This window comes from Okeania sp. KiyG1, assembly GCF_014132355.1.
Taxonomy (GTDB): Bacteria; Cyanobacteriota; Cyanobacteriia; order Cyanobacteriales; family Microcoleaceae; genus Okeania.
In genome coordinates this window covers 58,726-83,400 of record NZ_BLZO01000033.1, presented here as the reverse complement: position 1 = coordinate 83,400, position 24,675 = coordinate 58,726, and the positions used below count along the sequence as shown (strand labels likewise).

Sequence of the window (24,675 nt, the reverse complement as noted above, 5' to 3'; positions counted from 1 at the left end):
CCAGCTTATGAATTTAATTAAAAATATATATAATAAATTTAACCCATTTAATCCTTTACCTGCTCACGATCCAGCTTATGTAAACTGTAGTGAAGTGAGGGGAGATGATAATATTTTTAAGGAAGTTGGTAAGACTATTATTTATTCAGATGAACCTACCTGTCAACTTTACACTGGACATCGAGGTGTAGGTAAATCAACAGAATTATTACGTCTAGAAGATTATTTACAAAAAAATGGTTGTTTTGTGGTTTATTTCCCAGCAACGGAAGGAGATATTGATGAATTAGATGTTCAATATACTGACATTATTTTGGCTTGTACTCGTAATATTTTGGAGAAGCTTCAAGCTTATGCTTCTCCTAATCTTTTATTAGATTGGTTACAGTCTCGATGGCATGAATTAAAGGATTTAGCTTTATCAGATATGGAGTTTTAAAAGCTAAGTATTGAATCTAAAATTAATGTTTTTAGTAAACTAACTACGAGTTTGAGGCGAGTTCCAAGTACCCGTGAAACTATTAGAAAACAGGTTGATAATCATAGTGTTGATTTAATTGCTGCTTTAAATGAATTTATTGAAGAGGCTCAAAAAAAATTACCAGAAGCACAATCAAAAATAGTTGTAATTCCTGATAATTTAGATAGAATCATACCGATTGAAAGAGGTAATAAAAGAACAAGTCACGATGAATTTTTCCTGGATTATAGTAATCAGTTAACTGCTTTAAACTGTCATATTGTTTATACGATTCCTATTTCTTTAGCTTATTCAAGTCAAGCAACTGAACTAAGAAATATTTATGCAAGTCCCCAAGTTTTACCAATGATTATGGTCAAAAATCGTCAAAATGAATCTTATGGGAAAGGATTAGATAAATTAAAGTAAATTATTGAAAAAAGGGTTCATTTGGTTAACCCTGAGATTGATATTGATACTCAAATTTTTGATAATTCAGAAACTAGAATAAAACTTTGTCAGATGACTGGCGGTCATGTCCGAGATTTGATGTTATTAATGCAATCTGCAATGCGTCAAGTTGATGATTTTCCGATAAATATAAAAGCGGTTAATCGTGCTATTAGTGATGCTAGAGATGGTACTTATCGAAATGCAGTTAATTCTGAAGAATGGGATAAGTTGGCAAAAGTTTATCGCTCAAAAAATATCGATCATAATGAGGAATATCGCAGTTTATTATTCCGTCGTTGTGTATTGGAATATCGAGATGTTGATGTAGAAGATAATCCTGTACGTTGGTATGATATTCATCCTTTAATTGAGGGAACATCAGAATTTCAATCTGCACTAAATAGATTAATTTCTAATGAGTAATAACTTAGTCAGTCCCATAGAAAAATTTAGACCAGATGAACAAGAAATTTATCTGACCCTGAAACGTGATTTATCCTGGCGTGAAGGTTTTGGTATTTTATTTGTCAAGTGTACTCCTGTACAAAAAAGTTTGATTATTGGCAAAGTTGAGCAAGATATTCCAGACAAAAAAATTGATGTTTTAAAATTAGAACATTCTATTGATAATTTATATGATTTGATTGCAGAGAAGGTTAAAGATAATTCAATTAATATCTTATTTATTAGTGGTATTGAAAAGTCTTTAAATTTAGATGAACTTATGAAACTAGACCAAGAAAAACCAAAAATTTCTCACGAAAAAGGTTCGGTATCACGCATATTAGGTCATATAAATTGGCAACGGGAAAGATTTAGAGATGATTTTAAATGCTGTTTAGTTTTCATAATCGAGAAATACACCTTAAAATATTTAGTGCGTCGTGCCCCAGATTTTTTTGATTGGCGTTCTGGAGTCTTTGAGTTTCCTGTAGATAACGACGAAATTGATTTACTACAATCTTTTGTTTCACTTAAGGGCGATATTGAGCAAGCAAAACAAAGGAAAGTATATGAAGATTTTGTATTATTTTATCAAAAGAAAGATATAGATAATAAAGAGTATTTTTTGTTGCTGAGAAAGCTTCTCTTGTTAGGTTATGAAAATAATTTTGAGCGTTATCTTGATCAAGAAAAACAAAGGAAAGCACCTGAAAATTCTGCATTAGATCAAAATAAAGACATAGATATAGATATAGATAATAAAGAGAATTTTTTGTTGCTGGGAAAGCTTCTCTTGTTAGAGTATGAAAATCATGGAGATTTAAAATTTCTCTACTCTGTTATTAAATCTAATATTGATAAATTAGATTACTTTTTTGCCAGATTATTACAAAAGTGGATAATTGATACTTGTTCTGAAGTTAATCCAGAAGAAAAAGAAGCAATTTTAGGAATAGTAGAAAGTCTTTGTCTGGATCTTTCTCAATTCTCTTGGGCAAAATGGTCAAATGTTTTTGAAATAGCAATTACTGGATTAGAAACTATTTTAAATTTTCATCCCCACGAGACTTTTCCGGAACAATGGGCAAATACTCTTAATAATCTTGGTTATGTTTATAGTAATCGTATTTTTGGCGAGAAAGCTGAAAATTTAGAACACGCGATTATTTATTATCTATATGCATTAAAAGTTAGGACTCGTAAAACTTTTCCTGAAGATTGGGCAACTACGCAAAATAATCTAGCTATTGCTTATACTCAAAGAATAAGAGGAAAAAGAGAAGAAAATCTAGAAACTGCTATTGGTACTTATTTCCTAGCTTTACAAGTACGAACTTATATAGATTTTCCTGTAGATTGGGCAAAAACTCAAAATAATTTAGGCAATGCTTATATATATAGAATATGTGGAGACAAAGAAGAAAATTTAGAGCAAGCTATTAATTGTTTTTATCAATCTTTAAAAATTTATACTAAAGAAAGTTTTCCTGAAGATTGGGCAACTACGCAAAACAATTTAGGTAATGCTTATCGGGAAAGAATAAAAGGAGATAAAGCTGAAAATATTGAAATGGCCATAACTTGTTTTAAAAGTGCTTTAATGGTTTATACGAAACAAGATTTACTTTTTAAAAGGGCAGAAACTCTAAAGAATTTAACTAATGCTTATCGGGAAAGAATAAAAGGAGATCAAGCTAAAAATATTCAAATGGCGGACGTTTGTTCAAAAACAGCTTTAGAAATTTTCCTAAACAACATGAGCATAAATTCAAAATAATCTAGTGCTGCTACGCGGAAGTCAAAAGTTAAAAGTCAAAAGTATTTATTGGTAAGACTTTTAGGATTTTGTAACTGGTTAGTTATTTCTGCCATCCTGCACTAGGTAATGCTTACCGAGAAAGAATTAGAGGAAATAAAGCTGAAAATATTGAAATGGCGATCGCTTCTTTAAACATGGCTTTAGAAGTTGATACGAAAGAAAATTTCCCTTGACAATGGGCTGAAACTCAAAATAATTTAGGCAATGCTTATCGAGAAAGAATTAGAGGAAATAAAGCTGAAAATATTGAAATGGCAATTGCTTCTTTAAACATGGCTTTAGAAGTTTATACGAAAGAAAATTTACCTTGACAATGGGCTGAAACTCAAAATAATTTAGGCAATGCTTATCGAGAAAGAATTAGAGGAAATAAAGCTGAAAATATTGAAATGGCAATTGCTTCTTTAAACATGGCTTTAGAAGTTTATATGAAATAAAATTTCCCTTTACAATGGGCTGAAACTCAAAATAATTTAGGCAATGCTTACCGAGAAAGAATTAGAGGAAATAAAGCTGAAAATATTGAAATGGCGATCGCTTGTTTAGAAACAGCTTTAGAAGTTTATACCCAACAATATTTACCTTTGAAATGGGCAGAAACTCAGAATAATTTAGCCATTGCCTATGGAAACAGAATAAAAGGAGATAAAGCTGAAAATATTGAAATGGCAATTACAGCTTTTCAAAATTCCTTGCAAATTTTTACTGCTGAAAATTTTCCTATTGAATGTTTAACTGTTAGTCATAATTTAGGTGATTTATACTTTCAAAAAGCAGAATGGAAATTGGCTATTGAATCTTACAAAATTGCTATTAAAGCAGTAGAAATTTCCTGTAGTTGGGCAATAACAGAAATACGTCGCCAAGAAATTATCTCTCAAGCTATTACTGTTTATTATTGCATCGTTGAATCCTACATTAATTTGGGAAAAATAGATAAAGCCATAGAGTATGTAGAACTTAGTAAAAATAGAACTTTAGTTGAACTTATTACTAACCGCGACTTATATCCTAAAGGCGATATTTCACCCACAATTATTCAAGAACTAGACCGACTTAGGAGAGAGATTAATATTGAAGAAAAGCAACTAGCTATCGAACAAAATAATCATAAGTTGAGGGTAATTACTGAAAGAGAGAGGTTACAACCTCAACTAACTGACTATAGTAAACTTAATCAACTTCAACAAGAGTTAGATGAATTAATTTCAGGATAAATTACCGAATAATTAAGGTTTAAAGCCTCTCCTTTAAAGGAGAAAAAGGAAAAAATTTTCCTTTTAGTCAATCCTCTTCTTTTCAAGAATAAGTAATTAGGATTTGCTGAATAAAGTCTTTTGGCAGGGTAGGAGTCAGGAGTTAGGAGTTAGGATAAACGAGGAATTTAGAGGAGGTAGAAGTAAGAATTATCCCTCAATTTTTGTATCCTTAGTTTGCCTTTTATGCTAACTTTTTGAGGATTTTGACTCTTTACCTAAAACTTTCTGGGAATCTAAGAAGGCTCAAGCTTTTACCTGTCAATCCTTTGAGAATTAATCAGCAATCCCTAATTATTAATTATTAATTATTAATTATTAATTGTTGAAGTTCCCTACGAAATACCAATCAACAAAAATTTTCTATTTCAAGATAAAGCTGCTTTCGATGAATTTGTTGCTCCTATAAATGAATATCTGAATCTCTACTACTCTGATAAACAAAAGTGGCGAAGTGAATTATCATTTTATCTAAGAAATTTTGCTCAAATTTTGCATTTAGATGAAATTATTTCCCATATTCCTCAAAAATGCCAGAAAATTATCTTAATTCCCCATCGCTTTTTAAACTTATTACCAATTCATGCTTTTATCTTAAATGATGGTAGTTATTTATTAGATAGTTATGAAGTAACTTATTCCCCAAGTTGTAAATTATTGCAACTGATTAAAAATCAGCAACGTCCTAACTTTGAGAAATTATTTGCTATTCAAAATCCTACGGAAGACTTAATTTACACTGACTTAGAAGTAGAAACAATTAGTTCGTATTTTGATTCTGCTGAAATTTTAGCAAAAGAAAAAGCAACCAAAACCGCCTTCAAAACTTATAATGACTTTTCATCAGTTAACTGCCTTCATTTTTCATGTCATGGTTATTTTAATATAAATTCTCCTTTAGAATCATCCCTATTATTAGCTAATGCTGAAACTAAAACCGAAAATTTGACATTAGCTGAAGTCTTTGAGCTTAACTTGAGTCAATGTCGTTTAGTTACTCTATCAGCTTGTGAAACCGGATTAACAGATTTTACCGATCTTAGTGATGAATATATTAGTTTTCCTAGCAGTTTCATTTATGCAGGAAGTTCTAATGTTGTTAGTAGTTTGTGGAAAGTTAGCGATTTACCTACTACTTTCCTACTGATTAAATTTTATCAAAACCTTCATCAAAATTTTACTGTGTCAGTTGCTCTTAATAAAGCTCAAATTTGGTTACGAAATATCACCAAAAAAGAATTACTGGAATGGATTGAAAATAATCAACTTCCTATTGATGTAACTCTTAGACGTGACCTTAAATATCAACTCCGCCAACTATCAGATAACGACCAACCTTTTAAAGACCCTTTTTATTGGGCAGCATTTTCTGCTATTAGTCAATAAAGTCAATTTCTCATTAACTATATCTAAGTCACATTTCAATCTAATACTAAACAGATTAATAATCATCTTTGCATAATTGTATATTTGAGTGATAATCATTGAAGAGTCGTTTACATCTATATATCCAAATATGAAATATATCCCGTTTGTTTTAATGAATCTTTCCCAGAAACTTTATGGAATTTTGAAGTCTTTGCAACGTAAATTAGGATTAGAAACAGCAGAAATTGATGATAGTTCAGAAAGTTTAATTCGAGAATATGGTATATTTATTTTTCTCTTTGGAATTTTATTTTTGTTCGTAGCGTATCAAAGTTGGGCGAGTAATAAAGATAAGTGATTTTCGTTTGAATACTTACCAATAGATAATTATAATTGGTAATTAATTCATTAAATTGAAAGCCTCTCCCGATAATTAATTATTGCGCTCAAAAATAATTATCCATTATCCATTATCCATTATTCATTATTCATTATTCATTATTCATTAATGAACGTTGACCTTGAAAAATCTGTTCAACCTTCAAATTAAATTCCGGAAAAATTAGAGACTTATTAATCACATCTTTTCCTCTAAATTGTTGTACTTGATATTCTCCATTGAGAAGCTGATAAATAGAAATAGTTGGTTGTTTTGGATACCCAATAAAACGAACTTAGGGACTTGACATGGAAAGTTTCTACATTCTTTTTTCTGATTTCTAGAAAATCCTTCGCTCCAGGTCATAAACTGAGTGGCAATATACCTATAGCCAAATCACATTTCAATCTAATACTAAACAGATTAATAATCATCTTTGCATAATTGTATATTTGAGCAATAATGATTGAATATTCGTTTACATCAATACTCCAATATGAAATATATCCCGTTTGTTTTAATGAATCTTTCCCAGAGACTTTATGGAATTTTGAAGTCTTTGCAACGTAAATTAGGATTAGAAACAGCAGAAATTGATGATAGTTCAGAAAGTTTAATTCGAGAATATGGGATATTTATATTCCTCTTTGGAATTTTATTTTTGTTCGTAGCGTATCAAAGTTGGACGAATAATAAAGATCGGTAATTTCTATTTGAGGTTTGTTCCACGAACCTGAAAAACTTCTTCAAAGGATAAACTCAATAAATTAAAATAAAAACTCGAAAGAAATATAAATACTTTTATAATTAGGGCTTACTGATTAAATCTAAAAGCATTTAGAGATAAAGGTTTGAACAATTTTAGGTGCTGAAAAAGTACCAGCTTTTTGCTTGATAAAGCAGAAAAAGTGAGTATAAGTGGGGTAATTATGACAGAAAAACTAAGGGGGGATGATGAATGACCACCTCTTCTACAACTCCTCTAAATCCTAACTCTTAACTACTCCCTACTCCCTACTCCCTACTCCCTACTCCCTACCTCCACAAAAAGACTTTTTCAGCAAACCCTAATTAAATATCTAAACGCCAAAGCTCTTTCAATTTTTCTAATAATTTCTGTTGCCTCCTCTCAATTATTTCTGGAGTCCATTCATTTTCCGTTAAAACTTGTGTGGTTAAAACAAAAGGAGAAACTCCATCATTTGTGGAAAAGTATTTCTGCTTTTTTTCCTCAAATTCATAGTTAGAAGCTTGCTGATTTTTTTTACAAGAGAGAAGTACCAAATTTCCTAAGCAATTAGTATATTTTTGACGTTGTTTTGTAGTAAACCAATTTAACCATTGACTATTATGAGGAGGTCTTTGAGGAAGAATATGTTCAATAGTAATGGTAGAAAAATCGTAATTAGCTACTCCTTCAGAAAGAGCAGTATCTAAACGTAGTAGAACATAACGACAAGTTCTTTCCCCATAAAAACAGTCCTTATTCAAGGAATTAATAATTCTTTGACATTCATGATTTTTTAGTTGCAAAGCTGAGTCAAGTCTGTGCAAATCTTCTCCATTTTCAATTTCCGAAAGCAAACTTCCATATCTTTTTATACGTTGATTAATATTGGCTCGTATTATCATTAAACAGGATGCCAAGCGATCGAAGTCTTGAAAAAAATTAAGTAGCTTTTCTGGTTGATTTTTGTACTTAGATAAATAAAGAATAGCTGGAGGCATCCAATTTTTATTATCTATTTGATTGAGTGCTTTAAAAATAGTATTTATCTGCTCGACATATTTAGAACTTTGATAATTAGCATTTCTAATATTGGAGAAAGCATTGGCAAAAGGGGAGAGTTTATTATCAATAAAATTAGTAGGATTATCGCTAGGCTTAACATATTCTCGTAGTTCTTTAATAATGGCTTCACTAGATTTAGCTTTGCGGTAAATCATCAGAATATCAGAAAAGAGATTTTCAAACTCATCTCGCCCTAATTTTTCTTCTATGTTTTCCCAATTTTCTGTATATTTTTCTTTCTCTTCATCGGGAATATTTCCAATAATTTCTGCCTTAAAAATATCAGTAAGTGATAAATCCCGACCCCGGTCATTCAGAACAGAAAAAATTCGATAAGCGGATTCTAAATCTGGAGTAGAAACAACCACTAAAAGACATTTTTTAATAATAAATCCAGCCAGCTTAATAAGTTGTTCTTCTGATATTTCTGTCAAACGTTTCTGGCAAAATAGAGTATTATTCCTGAGTTTATTTTGACTATCAGAAAGTTGAGAATAATCTAAATTTTCTAGTTGACTAATTCCATCCTCATGTTGAATATATTTCCTAAAAAAATCAGCATCGCGCTGTCGTAAAGTCAACCGGTAAGAATTGGGAGTTTGAGTCAATTTCCTACCTTTCTGATAGATAAATTCGCTTAACTCATTAGTGTATTCTTTGTCAGAGATTACTTCTCTTAATGCTGCTAATAAAATAGTTAAAGTTGTCAGACGTTGTTGCCCATCTATAATCTGAGCTTCTGGAGAATCTTCGTCCTTAATTAAAACAATACTTCCGAGAAAATAAGGATTTAAATCTTCAGATGAACTATTCTCCAAACAACCTAGTAAATCTTCCAATAATTCTCCAGCTTCTTCTTCTTCCCAATCATAAGGACGCTGATATAAAGGTATAGAAAACAGAAACTTATCGCAGAAAATATCTCCAATATTATATTGAGTACCTTGAATTTTAATAGGCATAATAATTGCTTTCTTTTTGTGGAACTACCAATATAAGTTTAAGGGCAGCTAGATTATTACTTCCTTATACTTAGCAATTACTAATTTTACCTGAATTACTAAACTTAGTCAAAATATTTTTTTGACCGTTTCAATCTTATCTGAACCGCATTGAGTGAGAAAATTCTAAGATATAGATATGTCGAGAAATTACATAAACATTTTCTGAAACTTTTGTAATTTCTGAGGGCAAGAATTAATATCCTTACCAATGGATAATTGATAATTATGCTCAAAAATAATTATTCATTATCAATTATCAATTAGTTAACGTTGACCTTGAAAAATTTGTTCAACTGTCAAATTCAATTCCGGAAAAATTAGAGACTTATTAATTAAATCTTTTCCTCTAAATTGTTGTACTTGATATTCTCCATTTAGAAGCTGATAAATAGAAATAGTTGGTTGTTTGGGATGCCCAATAAAACGAAAGCCTCCTATTCCTAAATAATCAACAATCCAATATTCACGAATACCCATTGCTTCATAATCAATTAATTTATAACCATAATCATCACGCCAATTAGTACTAACTACTTCAACAACTAAAGGAATTGATTCTCCATGAATAAGAGTTGATTTATCATTCCATAATTGCTCATTAATCAAATTTTGGCGATCCATAATTAATACATCTGGATTATAGCCAGTTTCTTTATCTTTGAGTTTGATTAATGCTTTCTGGGGAATACGATAGGGTAATTTCATCCTCATGTATTCTAGGGTATTTTCAGTTATCAGTTATCAGTTATCAGTTATCAGTTATTAGTTTTCAGTTATTAGTTATTAGTTTTCAGTAAAATCTGGTTTTTTTCAGTTATCAGTTATTAGTTATTAGTAAAATCTGGGTTGGCGGTGCGTTACATTTCATTAACGCACCCTACTGGACTGTTTCAGCTCTTGCTTTTTCATGGTTTTAAATAATATTTATGGGCAAAAATATCCTTAATATAGAAAAGAAGTAGGCAAATTTTATAGGATTTAATATAGCAATTATAAGTAGAGAGGCGCAAATAAACATCATTATTTAACGAAATTTTGAAGCAGTCGAAACTCTTGATATTTATTCATTTCAGTTACCAGTTATCAGTTATCAGTTATCAGTTATCAGTTATCAGTTATTAGTTGTCAGTAAAATCTGGGTCTTTCATTGGTCGTGCATTGTAATTATTTTTGTTACGAAACACCTTAGCATCTTGCTCCCATACCAATAATTTTTTATTCCTATCTACCATTAAGCGAGCAGGACTACCAAAAAATTATTATTTGCCCACTCTATGAATTTACTTATAAGTTATAAGGTGCGTTGCAACGCACCCTAGAATTGCTTTTAAATTTACTGAAAAATTCAGGTATAAAGCCTCTCCATTGATTAAGAAGAGGTAATTCTAAATTCTAAATTCTAAATTCTAAATTCTTTAACCTCTTCCTTCCTTTAAAACGATCGCCTCCAATTAAAAAACTTCTCCAACATATTTTGCTGCCATAAATTATTGGCATATTTCTGTTTTTTCAACAATAAACCTGCCTTACTATTTACCTCAGATAAAGTCGGATAAATATGAATTCCAGTCAAAGCAGAAACAGGCAACTTATTCGACATTGCCAGAACAATTTCATGGATTAATTCACCAGCAGAAATACCAACTAAATGCGCCCCTAAAATTTCTCCATTACCTCTAGTAATAATCTTACCAAATCCAGTTGTAGCTGCCTCAGCTTGAGCGCGGTCTACACCAGAAAAAGGCTGCTTCAATACACAAACATCATCTCCAAAACGTTCTCTTGCTTGCTGTTCTGTTAATCCTACTCTTGCCAATTCTGGGTCAGTAAAAGTTGCCCAAGGAATAACCCGATAATTAGCCTTACTAATAGGAAAAAATAACGCATTTGTTAAAGCTACAACCGCTTCATAACCAGCCACATGAGTAAACTGATAACCACCAATTACATCACCACAAGCATAAATTTTAGAATTAGTAGTTTGCAACTTTTCATTAACAATAATTCCCTGCTTTCCTACCTCCACACCAGCAGCATCTAAATTCAAAGATTCTACATTTGGCAATCTACCACCAGCAACTAAAATTTCATCAACTATAATATTTTTTCCACCTGCCGTAATTACTTTTTTCCCATCCACAACTTCCACTTTTTCCGCCCTAACTTCCTTCAAAATATTAATACCTTCCGACTCAAATTGTTCCTGTACAACTTGAGCAGCTTCCGGTTCTTCCTTCGGTAAAATATGACTTTTACTAGAGATAATAGTTACTTCACTACCAAGGCGAGAAAAAGCTTGACCCAACTCACAACCTATCGGACCAGCACCAATTATTGCCAAAGAATCTGGTCTTTCTTTGAGAGAAAATACTTTTTCATTTGTCAGGAAACCAGCAGAATTTAACCCCTCCACAGATGGAATTGCAGGTCTAGAACCCGTAGCAACAACAAAAGCTCTAGCAGTTAATTTTTTACCATCAACTTCAAAAGTTTTGCGGTCTATAAACTTACCCTCTCCAAAAATAACTTCAACACCCAAACCTCTAAATCTTTCTGGAGAATCATGTGGTTCAATATTAGCTATTACCTGTTGAACATGACCAGTTGCCTTAGCAAATTCAATTTCTGGAGGTTGAGTGTAAATGCCAAAACTAGAAGCATTTTTCACTTGATAAGCAACACGAGAAGCATGAATTAAAGACTTACTAGGAACACAACCAAACCACAAACAATCACCACCAAGACGGTCACGTTCTACTAATGCTACTTTAGCCTTAAGTTGAGCAGCAGCAGAAGCTACAACTAAACCCCCAGAACCACCACCAATAATCACAATATCATATTCAACTGCCATAATTTTACCTCTATAAAAATGGGAAATTAAAAGAAGGAAGGAGGAAGAAGGAAGAAGGAAGAAGGGAAAATTTGCTTATAGATACTCAACGAGGGTCCACTTCATTTCTGAGTCTTAATAACTCCAAAAAATTTTAAGCACCCCCATTGAAGGTCTTACAGGAGTAGGTTTTTAACAAAGAGGCGAGTAATCACTTTTATTTAGTATAAAATTTCCACAAAAATGTAGTTTATTTATACAATAAATGGCTCAAAACTTCTCCCTCTCCCCACACCCCCCACACTCTTTTACATCAAAGGTAAAAAACCTACTATAAGATGGCGGAAATAACTGACCAGTTACAAAATTATAAAACAGTTATAAATCAAAAATGATTGACTTTTAACTTCCGCGTAGCGACACTACCCTTGTAAACCATTGACAGTGGGGTATTAATCCCTGCAAAGAAAAGATGATTCACAGTAAAACTATCTACTAAAAGCAAATTAAGGAATAGCTTTAATACAAAAAAATACGATATTTAGTAGTATTAATTAGTGGGGAATATCCCAGAAAAGCAACTCCGCATCTTCAAACTTTTTCAAATCTCAAATCCAATAATTATTTATTTAACCCTCAAAATATTAGTCAGGTATGAGAAACTACTGAAGATTAATTAAGAATCGCTAAAAGCAACAAACTATTAGACATCTGTTCATTAATGGATAATGGATAATTACCTCTCCCTAAAAGGGGATAAGATTGACTAAAAGGAAAAAATTTATTTTTTTCCCTTGAAACGGGAGGGTTTCAACCTGAATTATTTAATTATTAATTCTTCGGTAAAAATACAAAATAAAATCAATTATTATCCATAAATTATCAATTATTTATCCCTGTTCCCTGTTCCCTATTCCCTATTCCCTCTTTTATAGAGATGTCTATTAGATACACCCTCTCAATTTTACCGAATAATTAAGGTTTAAAGCCTTTCCTTTAAAGGGGAAACAAGAAAAAAAATTCATGATTAGTCAATCCTTTCCTTGAAAAGAAGAGGTAATTATTAATTATTAATTATTAATTGTTGAAACTTGTTCTACAGTGGGTGTTGTAGTTGTATCATCTGTAGGATTACCGAAGAATTTTCGACTAATCCAATAGGTTAAAATATGAGACAATAACCCAAAAGGTCCGGCAAACAAACAAAGAATTATTGAGTGGACAGTCCAAACACCAGTACGTTGTCCTTCCCAATAAATCCAACGACCGACAAATAAATCCATGACAAGAAAATGAATCCATCCTGTTGCTGCAGCAGATTCTTCTCCAAAGAATTTAGCAATATCTGGCAAAGTAGGATTGGATAAAGCAGCGGCAGATTCAGGGGTAATACTACTTATTAGTAGGTAAAGATAAAGGATGGCTAATAATACAAACGGAATAAAAGATTCCATGATTTTGCGAGTAACTTTCCAGTTAGGCAAAAATATTATTAATGCCCAAAATGGTAATACAAATAAGTTAGCACCGTTGAAAATTAGATCGATTGTCATTGTTAGTTATTAACTCCAGTCATTTCACTTATCAGTTAACAGTTATCAGTTATCAGTACCTCTGCAATAGGGAGGCTTAAAATCAGGAATATGCTTTTTTCTCTTAGTCAATTAGATATGGCCAGGATTACTAGCCATCTCACCCTACGGGAAGCTCCGCTTTTTCCGTTTGTCATGCTACGCAAACATGTCGGCGACAGCCGTTAACGTAGTTATGCGAAGCAAAACGAACGCTTTTTATCCCCTTAAAAAGGTAGGCTTTTGACCACAATTTTTCGGTAAAAGTAAGAAAATGTTAAAAGAACTTTTAAATAGATTTTATGCTATTTCGGCAAAAATGTCTCTAGGGACTATAGCTATAATTATCATTATTAGTATCTATAATTTGCCTGGAGTTGCAATAAAGTTAAAGAATCGGGCATTTTATACCAATAATCAGACAAATTCCCGACAGAATATATTAGCTAAAATAGAAGATATGGACATCAGTATGAAATTAGTTTCCGCTAATAATAGATTTGCCTTTCAACTATTTTCAGAAATTCAAAAATCACAATCAAATAAAAATATTTTTATCTCTCCTAGCAGTATAGCGATCGCTCTATCAATGACATACAACGGTGCCGAGGGAAAAACTAGAGATGCTATGGCTAAAGCATTAAATTTTCAGGGAATGAGTTTAGAAGAGGTTAATCAGGCCAACAAAGAATTAGGCATTTTATTAAATAGTTTAAACCCAGACATTAAATTAGATATTGCCAACTCAATCTGGACGAGAAAAGGGATGTCTTTTGAGCCAACATTTATGCAAAGAAATCGAAATTTTTATCATAGTAAGGTAAGTGAAATAGACTTCGATAATCCTAGAAGTCCTGAAATTATCAACAATTGGGTCAACGATATTACTAAGGGCAAAATAGATAAAATCATTGAAAAACTCGAACCTAATACAGTAATGGTATTGTTAAATGCTATTTATTTTCAAGGAAATTGGGAGCAAGAATTTTCAGAAGGTTCCACAAAAGAACAACCTTTTTATCTACCGAATGGCAAAAAAAAGCAACATCCAATAATGTTTCAATCATCTAGGTATTTATATTACGAAGATGAGGAGTTTCAGGCAGTGAGTTTACCCTACGGGGAAGGACGAGTAAGTATGTATATATTCCTTCCCAAAGAAAAAGTAGGATTAGACAGATTTTATCAAATTTTAAATGAGGAAAACTGGGAAAATTGGATGCTGCAATTTGACTATTGTAAAGTAAATCTAGGCTTGCCAAAATTTAAAACAGAATATGAAATTACCCTCAATGATGCATTGAAATCTTTAGGAATGGAGATAGCTTTTAACAAAAATAATGCTGATTTTTCTGGGATGCGTCCTATTCCACCAGAGTTATATATTGATGAAATTAAACACAAAACATTTGTTGAAGTTAATGAAGCAGGAACAGAAGCGGGAGCGACTACCAGTATCACTATGAGGTCAAGAAGTGCAGAAGTACCTGTTGATATGTTAGTCGATCGCCCCTTCTTTTTGACAATTAGAGATGATGATTCTGGCACTATTATATTTATGGGAGAAATTACAAATCCAGAAAATTAGGGTGCATCTCAATGCATGAATAAAGCCAAAAATTTATCGCTTTTAGGCAACAGGCAACAGCTCCGGAAGGGAATATATAGAAGCCATTTGGTATCTTTGATTGCGTAAAATTGATGTAGTCAAAAAAGATATCCAAATTGAAAGAAGTACGTTACGCTAGCGCGATAGAACTCCGTTCCGCTACGCGATCAAACTACGTTACGCTAGCGCGATAGAACTCCGTTCCGCTACGCGATAACTACGTTTAGCTGCGCGATCGCACTTCCACTCACTAATCCTTTTTCATTTTAATAAGCACCTACGCAGAGCGAATTACTTACCTCAAAAATACACGAAAATTTCTTCACAAGCAACCACCCTATATTTCTTATATATCAAGACTTTTAACAAATGGCCAAGGAACGCCCGTTTGCACTCAAATTATCCCCATTTTTCCCCCTAAATAGCTCATTTAAACTTTTTGGGAAAATTTAGTTTAAATTCCAAATATATTTGACAATATTTTATAAGCTTAATTTATACAAATGTTTTTTTAACCAATTATTAAACCTTAAAAAGCTGACAGATAAAGCTTTTCAGAAGAGAAAACAGGAAGTATATTTTCTATTTATCCGGACATGATATAAGACAATTAATCAAGCTTTTATCGTAAACTAAAAGCAATAGGTGAATGCTGACGCTATCAGCGGTCAGCAATAAAAATCAAATAAGCTATTATTGTAAGTATTTCCTGCGGACTGCTGCGCAAACAGTTCTTAGCTTTTTAATCAATGAAGCAAGCATTCTTTTAACTTCTATTACATTTTTAATCAGAGAATAACGCACAATAACAACGAGTTTAAGTTCAATTCATACAATTATGTAGCAGGAAATGTAGGTGTTTCTCAAGAGCTAATAGCTGACTGCTGAATGCTGAATCCTACCCCAAATCGGAGATATAGACATGATTGAAAAATTAGTTTCTGCCAATAACAAATTTGCCTTTCAACTATTTTCAGAAATTCAAAAATCCCAGGCAAATGAAAATATTTTTATCTCACCCAGTAGTATAGCGATCGCTCTATCAATGACCTATAACGGCGCTCGAAGAGAAACTCAAAAAGCTATGGCTAAAACTTTAAACTTTCAGGGAATGAGCTTAGAGGAAATAAATCAAGCAAATCAACAATTAGGAAATTTATTAAATAGTTTAAATTCAGACATTAAGTTAAATATTTCTAACTCAATCTGGACTAAAATCGGAATACCTTTTGAGCCAAACTTTCTACAAATAAACCAAGAAATTTATCAGAGTCAAGTCAGGGAAATTGACTTTGAAAATCAGAAAACTCCAGAAATTATTAATAATTGGATAAAAGATAATACTAAAGGCAAAATCGAGCGAATAATTGAAACCCTAGACCCTGATTCAGTCATGGTATTGTTAAACGCTATTTATTTTAAAGGAAACTGGCAAGAAGAATTTGATGATTTTGCTACCTTAGACCGACCTTTTTATCTATCTAATGGAATAGAAAAACAACATCCAACAATGTTGAAATTATCTCAATATTCATATTATGAAAATCAAACTTTTCAAGCCATTAGTTTACCTTACGGAGAAGGTCGCGTCAGTATGTATGTCTTTCTCCCCAAAGAAGAAATAGGATTAGAAAAATTCCATAAAACTTTAAACGAAGAAAATTGGGAAAATTGGATGCTACAGTTTGAACCTCAAACAGTCACATTAACTCTACCCAAATTTAAAAATCAATATGAAGTTACCCTCAATAACATATTAAAAACTTTGGGAATGGAAATAGCTTTTGACAGAAAGACAGCAGATTTTTCGGGAATGTGTTCTATTCCACCAGAGTTATATATTGATGAAATTAAACATAAAACATTTGTGGAAGTGAATGAAACAGGAACAGAAGCAGCAGCAGCTACCAGTATAGCTATAGCAGCAGCAAGTGCCATGGTAACAAGTTTAAATATGTTTGTTAATCGTCTCTTCTTTTTTGCTATTAGAGATAATAATTCTGGCACTATTTTGTTTATGGGAGAAATTACAAATCCAGAAACGTAATCAAAAGGGAAAAAGGAATATAGAGCTAAACGCAAGTCAGAAGTCAGAAGTCATATCATGTCCGAACGCAATCGTTTGTGTAAAAGTTAGCGTAAATATCTACAGGGAATTTAAGTTTTTTTCTTGCTCTTTCTTAAGTTTTTCTGTCTATTCCCTATTCCCTATTCCCTATTCCCTATTCCCTACCTTTGCTATACAATACCGATGCTACCGGACATGATATCAGAAGTTAATCCCAGACTGAGAATAAAATAATCATTGCCACATACGCAATAATTGTTACAAAAGCAGTTTTTCCAGGAGAAACATAGGAGCTTCATAAAATAGCAATTCGGCAGTTTTGAGCGTTGATGATTTTTGGTATTATTAGGTTAGGTTAACCAAAATAGGAAGTATAGATAGGAAGTATAGATATGAGCAATAAAATCAATAACTTAGTTTATGCTAATAACAAATTTGGTTTTCAACTATTTTCAGAAATTCATAAATCTCAATCAGATGAAAATGTTTTTATTTCGCCAATAAGTATAGCGATCGCTCTATCTATGACCTACAATGGCGCTGCTGGAAAAACTCAAGAAGCTATGGCTAAAACTTTAAATTTTCAAGGCATGAGTTTAGAAGAAATTAATCAAGCAAATCAGGATTTAGGAATTTTATTAAATAGTTTAAATCCCGAGATTAAATTAAATATTGCTAACTCAATCTGGGCTAGAAAGGGAATGTCTTTTTATCCAATTTTCATCCAAGTAAATCAATATTTTTATCAGAGTCAGGTAAGAGAAATTGACTTTAACGATCCGGAGAGTGTGAAAATTATCAATAATTGGGTAAAAGACAAAACTGAAGGCAAAATTGATGAAATTATTGAAGAACTCGAACCCGGCGGTGTCATGGTGTTGTTAAATGCTACTTATTTCCAGGGTAATTGGGCAAAACAATTTTCAGGAAATTCTACTAGAGAAGTGCTTTTTTATTTAGCCGATGGAACTTCAAAACTACATCCAATTATGTTCCAAAGTCAAAGATATTTATATTACGAGAATGAAGATTTTCAGGCAGTAAGTTTGCCCTATAAAAAACCTTTGGCTAGTATGTATATATTTCTCCCCAGGGAACAAGTCGGTTTAGAGGGATTTTATCAAGTTTTGAATGAAGAAAACTGGGAAGATTGGATGAAACAGTTTAGAGGAGGTTATAAAGTTAATTTAGGTTTGCCCAAGTTTAAAAATGAATATAAGGTTACTCTCAACGATATTTTGAAATCTTTAGGAATGGAGATAGCTTTTAACAAAGGTGCTGATTTTTCTAAAATGAATCCTGAGCAGTTATGTATCAGTGAAGTTAAACATAAAACATTTGTTGAAGTGAATGAAACAGGAACAGAAGCAGCAGCTGTTACCAGTGTGGGAATAATGCCCGTCAGTTTACCAATACCTGTCAATATGTTAATTAATCGTCCCTTCTTTTTTGCCATTAGAGAGAATAATTCTGGCACTATTTTGTTTATGGGAGCAATTACAAATCCAAAAAACTAAGAGTAATATCATGTCCGGTTGAACAGTTATAAATAAATAACGACGGAGTCCTCAGGAGTCAGGAGTAAACCCACCCCTAACCCCTCCCAGGAGGGGAACTCAGGAGGGAAGACTGAAGTTCGAAGAAAAAGAACAGGAGAAGAAGGAGAAAGTTTTTTTATCACGCTCTTATCCGGACATGATATAAGTCTGATATAGCGGTCTTAAATTATTTCTGACAAAAAAAATTAGCAATGTTGCAAATTAATATAATTTTCATTTTTATCAATTGACTCTAGTGAGGTTATTTCAGTTATCAGTTATCAGTTATCAGTTATCAGTTATCAATTATCAGTTATCAATTATCAGTACCTCTAGCTGTTTGCGCAGCATGACCCAGGAAAGCAAGAAGCTTGATATAAGGAATAGTCTCTTTTTTTATCCCTTTAAAAAGGGAGGCGCATACCCATAATTATTCGGTAAAAGAATGTTTAAAGAACTTGTCAAGAAATTTTCTGGTATTTCTGCCAAAATGTCTCTAGGAGCAATTATTTTAATTGTAATTCTCGGAGTCTATAACTTACCAGGCAGTACAATAATTTTCATAAATCGGAAACTTGATACTGATAAATATACAAATCATAACCAGCAGGAATTAGCCCAAACAGCAGATGAAAATACCATGATGAAATTAGTCAATGCCAATAATAAATTTGGTTTTCAACTATTTTCAGAAATTCAGAAATCCCAATCAGATGAAAATGTTTTTATCTCACCAATAAGTATAGCGATCGCTCTATCAATGACCTACAATGGCGCTGCGGGAAAAACTCAAGAAGCGATGGCTAAAACTTTAAACTTTGAGGGTATGAGTTTAGAGGAAATTAATCAAGCAAATCAGGATTTAGGGATTTTATTAAATAGTTTAAATCCAGAGATTAAATTAAATATTGCTAATTAAATCTGGAGTAGAAAGGGAATATCTTTTTTCCCAAGTTTTCTGCAAATAAATCAAGATTTTTATCAGAGTCAGGTAAGAGAAATTGACTTTGACGATCCTGAAAGTCCGAAAATTATCAATAATTGGGTAAAAGACAAAACTGAAGGCAAAATCGATAAGATTATTCAAAAAATTAACCCTGATTTAGTAATGCTGTTGTTAAATGCTATTTATTTTCAAGCTGATTGGCAGCAACCATTTTCAGAGGATTCTACGAAGGAGATGCCTTTTTATTTAGCTGATGGAACTCAAAAACAACATCCAATCATGTTTCAAAAATTATCAATATACTCATACTATGAAAACCAAAATTTTAGAGCAGTGAGTTTGCCCTACAAAAAAAGTCGTGTCAGTATGTATATATTTCTCCCTAGGGAAAAAGTCGGTTTAGAGGGGTTTTATCAAGTTTTAAATCAAAAAAACTGGGAAGATTGGATGGAACAGTTTTTGTTCAATCAAGATTTTAGTGAAATTAATTTAGGCTTGCCAAAATTTAAAATAGAATATGAAGTTACCGAAAAATTGTGGTTTAAAGCCTCCCCTTTTAAGGGGATAATAAATAAAAATTTTCTTTTGAGTCAATCCTCTCCTTGAAAAGAAGAGGTAATTCTAAATTCTAAATTCTAAATTCTAAATTCTTGAATCTCAATGATGTGCTGAAATCTTTAGGAATGGAGATAGCTTTTAACAGTGGTGCTGATTTTTCTAAAATGCTGTCTAATTCATCAGGGTTATACATTGATGAAGTCAAACATAAAACATTTGTTGAAGTTAATGAAAAAGGAACAGAAGCAGCAGCAGTTACTAGCGTGGCAGGATTTAGAGGTCCACCTTCTGAAATGTTGGTTAATCGTCCTTTCTTTTTTGCTATTAGGGATAACCAATCTGGCACTATTCTGTTTATGGGAGAAATTACAAATCCAGAAAATTAGACTTCTGATTTTCACACCTCACCAGTTGAGGAAGCAAAGTAGTTACTCTGGAGCTTCACAGAATGAAACGGCTATTGCGACATTCGCAACAGAAGGAAAATATCACCACTCACATTCGGAGTGCTTCACAAAATGGGAAAAGCCGATAAATTGTTTTCATACCTCACCAGTTAGCAGAAACAAAGTAGTTACTCTGGAGCTTCACAGAATGAAATGACTATTGCGACATACGCAACAGAAGGAAAATATCACCACAGGAGCTTCACAAAATGGGAAAAGCCGATAAATTGATTTTCACACCTCAGCAGTTGAGGAACCAACACAATCATTCCGGAGCTTCACAGAATGAAACGACTATTGCGACATTCGCAACAGAAGGAAAATATCACCACTCACATTCGGAGTGCTTCACAAAATGGGAAAAGCCGATAAATTGTTTTCATACCTCACCAGTTAGCAGAAACAAAGTAGTTACTTCGGAGCTTCACAGAATGAAACGACTATTGCGGCATACGCAACAGAAGGAAAATATCACCACAGGAGCTTCACAAAATGGGAAAAGCCGATAAATTGATTTTCACACCTCACCAGTTGAGGAACCAACACAATCATTTTGAAGCTTCACAGAATGAAACGACTATTGCGACATTCGCAACAGAAGGAAAATATCACCACTCACATTCGGAGTGCTTCACAAAATGGGAAAAGCCGATAAATTGATTTTCATACCTCAGCAGTTGAGGAACCAACACAATCATTCCGGAGCTTCACAGAATGAAACGACTATTGCGGCATACGCAACAAATGGAAAATATCACCACAGGAGCTTCACAAAATGGGAAAAGCCGATAAATTGATTTTCACACCTCACCAGTTGAGGAACCAACACAATCATTTTGAAGCTTCACAGAATGAAACGACTATTGCGACATTCGCAACAGAAGGAAAATATCACCACTCACATTCGGAGTGCTTCACAAAATGGGAAAAGCCGATAAATTGTTTTCATACCTCACCAGTTAGCAGAAACAAAGTAGTTACTTCGGAGCTTCACAGAATGAAATGACTATTGCGGCATACGCAACAAATGGAAAATATCACCACAGGAGCTTCACAAAATGGGAAAAGCCGATAAATTGATTTTCACACCTCAGCAGTTGAGGAACCAACACAATCATTTTGGAGCTTCACAGAATGAAACGACTATTGCGGCATACGCAACAAATGGAAAATATCACCACTCACATTCGGAGTGCTTCACAAAATGGGAAAAGCCGATAAATTGTTTTCATACCTCACCAGTTAGCAGAAACAAAGTAGTTACTTCGGAGCTTCACAGAATGAAACGACTATTGCGGCATACGCAACAGAAGGAAAATATCACCACAGGAGCTTCACAAAATGGGAAAAGCCGATAAATTGATTTTCACACCTCACCAGTTGAGGAACCAACACAATCATTTTGAAGCTTCACAGAATGAAACGACTATTGCGACATTCGCAACAGAAGGAAAATATCACCACTCACATTCGGAGTGCTTCACAAAATGGGAAAAGCCGATAAATTGATTTTCATACCTCAGCAGTTGAGGAACCAACACAATCATTCCGGAGCTTCACAGAATGAAACGACTATTGCGGCATACGCAACAAATGGAAAATATCACCACAGGAGCTTCACAAAATGGGAAAAGCCGATAAATTGATTTTCACACCTCAGCAGTTGAGGAACCAACACAATCATTCCGGAGCTTCACAGAATGAAACGACTATTGCGACATTCGCAACAGAAGGAAAATATCACCACTCACATTCGGAGTGCTTCACAAAATGGGAAAAGCCGATAAATTGTTTTCATACCTCACCAGTTAGCAGAAACAAAGTAGTTACTTCGGAGCTTCACAGAATGAAATGACTATTGCGACATTCGCAACAAATGGAAAATATCACCACAGGAGCTTCACAAAATGGGAAAAGCCGATAAATTGATTTTCACACCTCACCAGTTGAGGAACCAACACAATCATTTTGGAGCTTCACAGAATGAAACGACTATTGCGACATTCGCAACAGAAGGAAAATATCACCACTCACATTAGTAGTGCTTCATAAAATGACAAAAGCAGATAAATTGACTTTAACACCTCACCAGTTGAGGAACCAACACAATCATTTTGGAGCTTCACAGAATGAAACGACTATTGCGACATTCGCAACAGAAGGAAAATATCACCACTCACATTAGTAGTGCTTCATAAAATGACAAAAGCAGATAAATTGACTTTAACACCAGAGCAGTTGAGGAAACAAAGCAGTCACTCCGGAGCTTCAGAAAGAGAATTCCGTATTTTCTTCCGTTCTTATTACAGAGGTACTGATAACTGAAATGACCTTGAAACTTAGAATTGGAAGTAGATAAAAGGTTGATGAGCAACTCTAACTAAAGGTAAAATAGCAGAGACACAAACTCCATAAATAGCTGCAAAACTCCAATTGGGAATTATACGCCACCAGTTAGTAAACCAGTTTTTGTATGCTGCCCAATGTAAAAATACTAAAGGTATAAAAATCCATCCAGCTTGAAGTCCTAAGTTTTCAGTACCAGGAGAATTAAACAAGACAAAAGACTTGACAATAGTTAAGCCACTAAAAAAATCTTCACTGCGAAAAAAGATTCCAGAAGCACTAAACCAGTAAAACGTTAAAGGAACACCTAGAGCATTTCTGACAGGTAGTAATTTCTTGTAGGGAGATACCCATATTGACCATTCTTTATGTACCGCTAAAGCTATACCATTTAGTCCTCCCCAAATCACAAAATGCCAAGCTGCACCATGCCATAGTCCCGTTACCAGCATAGTATAGATAAGATTACTATAAGAAAATATACTGGTTCTATCTTTCTTTTCCCGCCTTCTCATCAAAGGAATATAAAGATAGTCTCGGAACCAACTAGACATAGTAATATGCCAGCGTTTCCACAGTTCCGTGATGTTACTGGCAAAGTAAGGAAAGTTGAAATTTAAAGGTAATTTATAGCCTAGTAAACCAGCAGATGCGATCGCCATATCTGAATATCCAGAAAAGTCACAGTAAACTTGGATGCTCAGAGAGATTACAGCGATCCAAGCACTCGCTACTGTATAAATCTCTGGATTAGCAAAATACTTATCAACTATAAGAGAAAGATTATCTGCGATACAAGCTTTCTTAAAATATCCTACCAGAAACAGCATCAAACAACTCCTAACCTCCACTTGACTAAATGTTTTCGGTGTCAATAACTGAGGTAAAAAGATAGCAGCACGAACAATAGGTCCAGCAACCAATTGGGGGAAAAAGCTGACAAACAAGGCAAAATCCCAAAAGTTTTTAGTTGGTTTGAGTTTACCTCGGTAAATATCTAAAGAGTAGCTGAGGGTTTGAAAGGTATAAAAGCTAATTCCTACAGGTAGAATAATTTGTAGAATCGGAAAACTTATAGGTAAACCGAGAAAATTGAGAAAATTAGCAGCTGAATCAGTGAAAAAGTTATAGTACTTAAAAAATCCTAAGATACCAAGATTGCCTATTAAACTTAATACTAGCCATAGTTGGCGTTGTCGGGAGTCTATAGGTTTGGACGCAATGTTGTTCCAATCAAAGTTTTTCGTTTTATCAGTTTCCTTAGTTTCCCAATCTGAATTAGCATCATCAATTATCGGTCTAGATATCATCAAACCAACGATATAATCGATGACTGTGGAAGCCAACATTAAAGATAAGAAGCGCCAATTCCAAGCGCCATAAAAAATATAGCTGCAAATGAGTAACCAAATTTTACGATGTTGGTGTTCGCTTAATATCCAATAGATACAGAAAACTGTAAGGAAGAAAAACAGGAAGCGAAATTCAGTAAAAATCATTTCTAATGTTTATCAAATGTTTATCAAACAGGATTGGGTCGCGCAACCCCACCTTTTAAGGCGAAATATTTTTGGAGCGAAGCTCAAATCCCCTACTTCCCATCCTGGGAGGGTTAGGGGTGGGTTGAATCTCTCGATATATCAACTTTTGTCATAAATTTTTGTCTATCCAATATATAATCTATCACTCTTTAAAATTATAACATTTACAGCATTTTATAGATACAGAAAACTTTCATTAATAGATAATGGATAATTACCTATGGTTAAAATCTTTACGGAATTG

At 33.2% G+C, this 24,675-nt stretch carries 16 protein-coding genes and 2 pseudogenes; 13 read left to right on the top strand and 5 right to left on the bottom strand.

Annotation, left to right across the window (positions count from 1 at the left end; translation table 11 throughout):
• The first annotated feature begins 7 nt into the window (after positions 1–7).
• From SAGCYANO_RS44175 to SAGCYANO_RS05305, 8 genes and pseudogenes are all read left to right on the top strand, one after another.
• Entirely contained in the window at positions 8–439 is a 432-nt protein-coding gene (locus SAGCYANO_RS44175) for an ATP-binding protein (RefSeq protein WP_237395835.1), read from the top strand.
• Between the two features lie 51 nt (positions 440–490).
• Entirely contained in the window at positions 491–889 is a 399-nt protein-coding gene (locus SAGCYANO_RS44170; protein WP_237395834.1) for a hypothetical protein, read from the top strand.
• Between the two features lie 21 nt (positions 890–910).
• On the top strand, positions 911–1,336 hold the full coding sequence (locus SAGCYANO_RS44165; RefSeq protein WP_237395832.1) for a hypothetical protein: 426 nt from the start codon (positions 911–913) through the stop codon (positions 1,334–1,336).
• Positions 1,329–3,134, top strand: a complete 1,806-nt coding sequence (locus SAGCYANO_RS05340) for a tetratricopeptide repeat protein (RefSeq protein WP_202219116.1) — start codon at positions 1,329–1,331, stop codon at positions 3,132–3,134. Before SAGCYANO_RS44165 ends, SAGCYANO_RS05340 begins: the two co-directional genes overlap by 8 nt.
• A gap of 506 nt (positions 3,135–3,640) precedes the next feature.
• Positions 3,641–4,393 (top strand): annotated as a pseudogene (locus tag SAGCYANO_RS05325) (hypothetical protein); the annotation flags it as partial.
• Positions 4,394–4,924: 531 nt separating this feature from the next.
• Positions 4,925–5,818, top strand: a complete 894-nt coding sequence (locus tag SAGCYANO_RS05320; RefSeq protein ID WP_202219115.1) for a CHAT domain-containing protein — start codon at positions 4,925–4,927, stop codon at positions 5,816–5,818.
• A gap of 130 nt (positions 5,819–5,948) precedes the next feature.
• Complete coding sequence (locus tag SAGCYANO_RS05315; protein WP_202219114.1) at positions 5,949–6,158, top strand: hypothetical protein; 210 nt, start codon at positions 5,949–5,951, stop codon at positions 6,156–6,158.
• A 487-nt stretch (positions 6,159–6,645) separates the two neighbouring features.
• The gene (locus SAGCYANO_RS05305; RefSeq protein WP_237395830.1) at positions 6,646–6,885 is read left to right on the top strand and encodes a hypothetical protein; all 240 of its coding nucleotides are present in this window, start codon (positions 6,646–6,648) and stop codon (positions 6,883–6,885) included.
• A 365-nt stretch (positions 6,886–7,250) separates the two neighbouring features.
• Here the strand turns inward: SAGCYANO_RS05305 and SAGCYANO_RS05300 are convergent, their stop codons facing one another.
• The 4 genes from SAGCYANO_RS05300 to SAGCYANO_RS05285 form a co-directional block, all read right to left on the bottom strand.
• On the bottom strand, positions 7,251–8,933 hold the full coding sequence (locus tag SAGCYANO_RS05300) for a DUF262 domain-containing protein (protein WP_237395825.1): 1,683 nt from the start codon (positions 8,931–8,933) through the stop codon (positions 7,251–7,253).
• Positions 8,934–9,239: 306 nt separating this feature from the next.
• Positions 9,240–9,680: a Uma2 family endonuclease gene (locus tag SAGCYANO_RS05295; protein WP_237395824.1), complete on the bottom strand. Its 441-nt coding sequence runs from the start codon at positions 9,678–9,680 to the stop codon at positions 9,240–9,242.
• Between the two features lie 727 nt (positions 9,681–10,407).
• On the bottom strand, positions 10,408–11,829 hold the full coding sequence (locus tag SAGCYANO_RS05290; protein WP_202219111.1) for an NAD(P)/FAD-dependent oxidoreductase: 1,422 nt from the start codon (positions 11,827–11,829) through the stop codon (positions 10,408–10,410).
• A 1,049-nt stretch (positions 11,830–12,878) separates the two neighbouring features.
• Positions 12,879–13,361: an ABA4-like family protein gene (locus SAGCYANO_RS05285; protein WP_202219110.1), complete on the bottom strand. Its 483-nt coding sequence runs from the start codon at positions 13,359–13,361 to the stop codon at positions 12,879–12,881.
• A gap of 292 nt (positions 13,362–13,653) precedes the next feature.
• Here SAGCYANO_RS05285 and SAGCYANO_RS05280 point away from each other — a divergent pair, with 292 nt between their 5' ends.
• From SAGCYANO_RS05280 to SAGCYANO_RS05255, 5 genes and pseudogenes are all read left to right on the top strand, one after another.
• Complete coding sequence (locus tag SAGCYANO_RS05280; RefSeq protein WP_237395822.1) at positions 13,654–14,967, top strand: serpin family protein; 1,314 nt, start codon at positions 13,654–13,656, stop codon at positions 14,965–14,967.
• 943 nt (positions 14,968–15,910) lie between these two features.
• The gene (locus tag SAGCYANO_RS05275; protein ID WP_202219109.1) at positions 15,911–17,035 is read left to right on the top strand and encodes a serpin family protein; all 1,125 of its coding nucleotides are present in this window, start codon (positions 15,911–15,913) and stop codon (positions 17,033–17,035) included.
• Between the two features lie 413 nt (positions 17,036–17,448).
• Positions 17,449–18,573 (top strand): serpin family protein, encoded by a 1,125-nt coding sequence (locus SAGCYANO_RS05270; RefSeq protein ID WP_202219108.1) that lies wholly within the window; start codon positions 17,449–17,451, stop codon positions 18,571–18,573.
• Between the two features lie 466 nt (positions 18,574–19,039).
• Positions 19,040–20,146 (top strand): annotated as a pseudogene (locus tag SAGCYANO_RS05260) (serpin family protein).
• 44 nt (positions 20,147–20,190) lie between these two features.
• Positions 20,191–20,484: a serpin family protein gene (locus SAGCYANO_RS05255; protein WP_307785826.1), complete on the top strand. Its 294-nt coding sequence runs from the start codon at positions 20,191–20,193 to the stop codon at positions 20,482–20,484.
• Positions 20,485–22,883: 2,399 nt separating this feature from the next.
• On the opposite strand, the gene SAGCYANO_RS05250 is transcribed toward SAGCYANO_RS05255, so the two are convergent.
• Positions 22,884–24,389 carry an MBOAT family protein gene (locus SAGCYANO_RS05250; RefSeq protein ID WP_202219106.1) on the bottom strand — a complete coding sequence of 502 codons (1,506 nt, stop codon included), beginning with the start codon at positions 24,387–24,389 and terminating at the stop codon, positions 22,884–22,886.
• Positions 24,390–24,675 lie beyond the last annotated feature (286 nt).

Bases quoted from the DNA above. Each gene is read 5' to 3' on its own strand.
- SAGCYANO_RS05280 (WP_237395822.1), top strand. From the start codon at position 13,654: ATGTTAAAAGAACTTTTAAATAGATTTTATGCTATTTCGGCAAAAATG.
- SAGCYANO_RS05270 (WP_202219108.1), top strand. From the start codon at position 17,449: ATGAGCAATAAAATCAATAACTTAGTTTATGCTAATAACAAATTTGGT.
- SAGCYANO_RS05285 (WP_202219110.1), bottom strand. From the start codon at position 13,361: ATGACAATCGATCTAATTTTCAACGGTGCTAACTTATTTGTATTACCA.
- SAGCYANO_RS05300 (WP_237395825.1), bottom strand. From the start codon at position 8,933: ATGCCTATTAAAATTCAAGGTACTCAATATAATATTGGAGATATTTTC.
- SAGCYANO_RS05315 (WP_202219114.1), top strand. From the start codon at position 5,949: ATGAAATATATCCCGTTTGTTTTAATGAATCTTTCCCAGAAACTTTAT.
- SAGCYANO_RS05290 (WP_202219111.1), bottom strand. From the start codon at position 11,829: ATGGCAGTTGAATATGATATTGTGATTATTGGTGGTGGTTCTGGGGGT.
- SAGCYANO_RS05275 (WP_202219109.1), top strand. From the start codon at position 15,911: ATGATTGAAAAATTAGTTTCTGCCAATAACAAATTTGCCTTTCAACTA.
- SAGCYANO_RS05250 (WP_202219106.1), bottom strand. From the start codon at position 24,389: ATGATTTTTACTGAATTTCGCTTCCTGTTTTTCTTCCTTACAGTTTTC.
- SAGCYANO_RS05340 (WP_202219116.1), top strand. From the start codon at position 1,329: ATGAGTAATAACTTAGTCAGTCCCATAGAAAAATTTAGACCAGATGAA.
- SAGCYANO_RS44175 (WP_237395835.1), top strand. From the start codon at position 8: ATGAATTTAATTAAAAATATATATAATAAATTTAACCCATTTAATCCT.
- SAGCYANO_RS05295 (WP_237395824.1), bottom strand. From the start codon at position 9,680: ATGAAATTACCCTATCGTATTCCCCAGAAAGCATTAATCAAACTCAAA.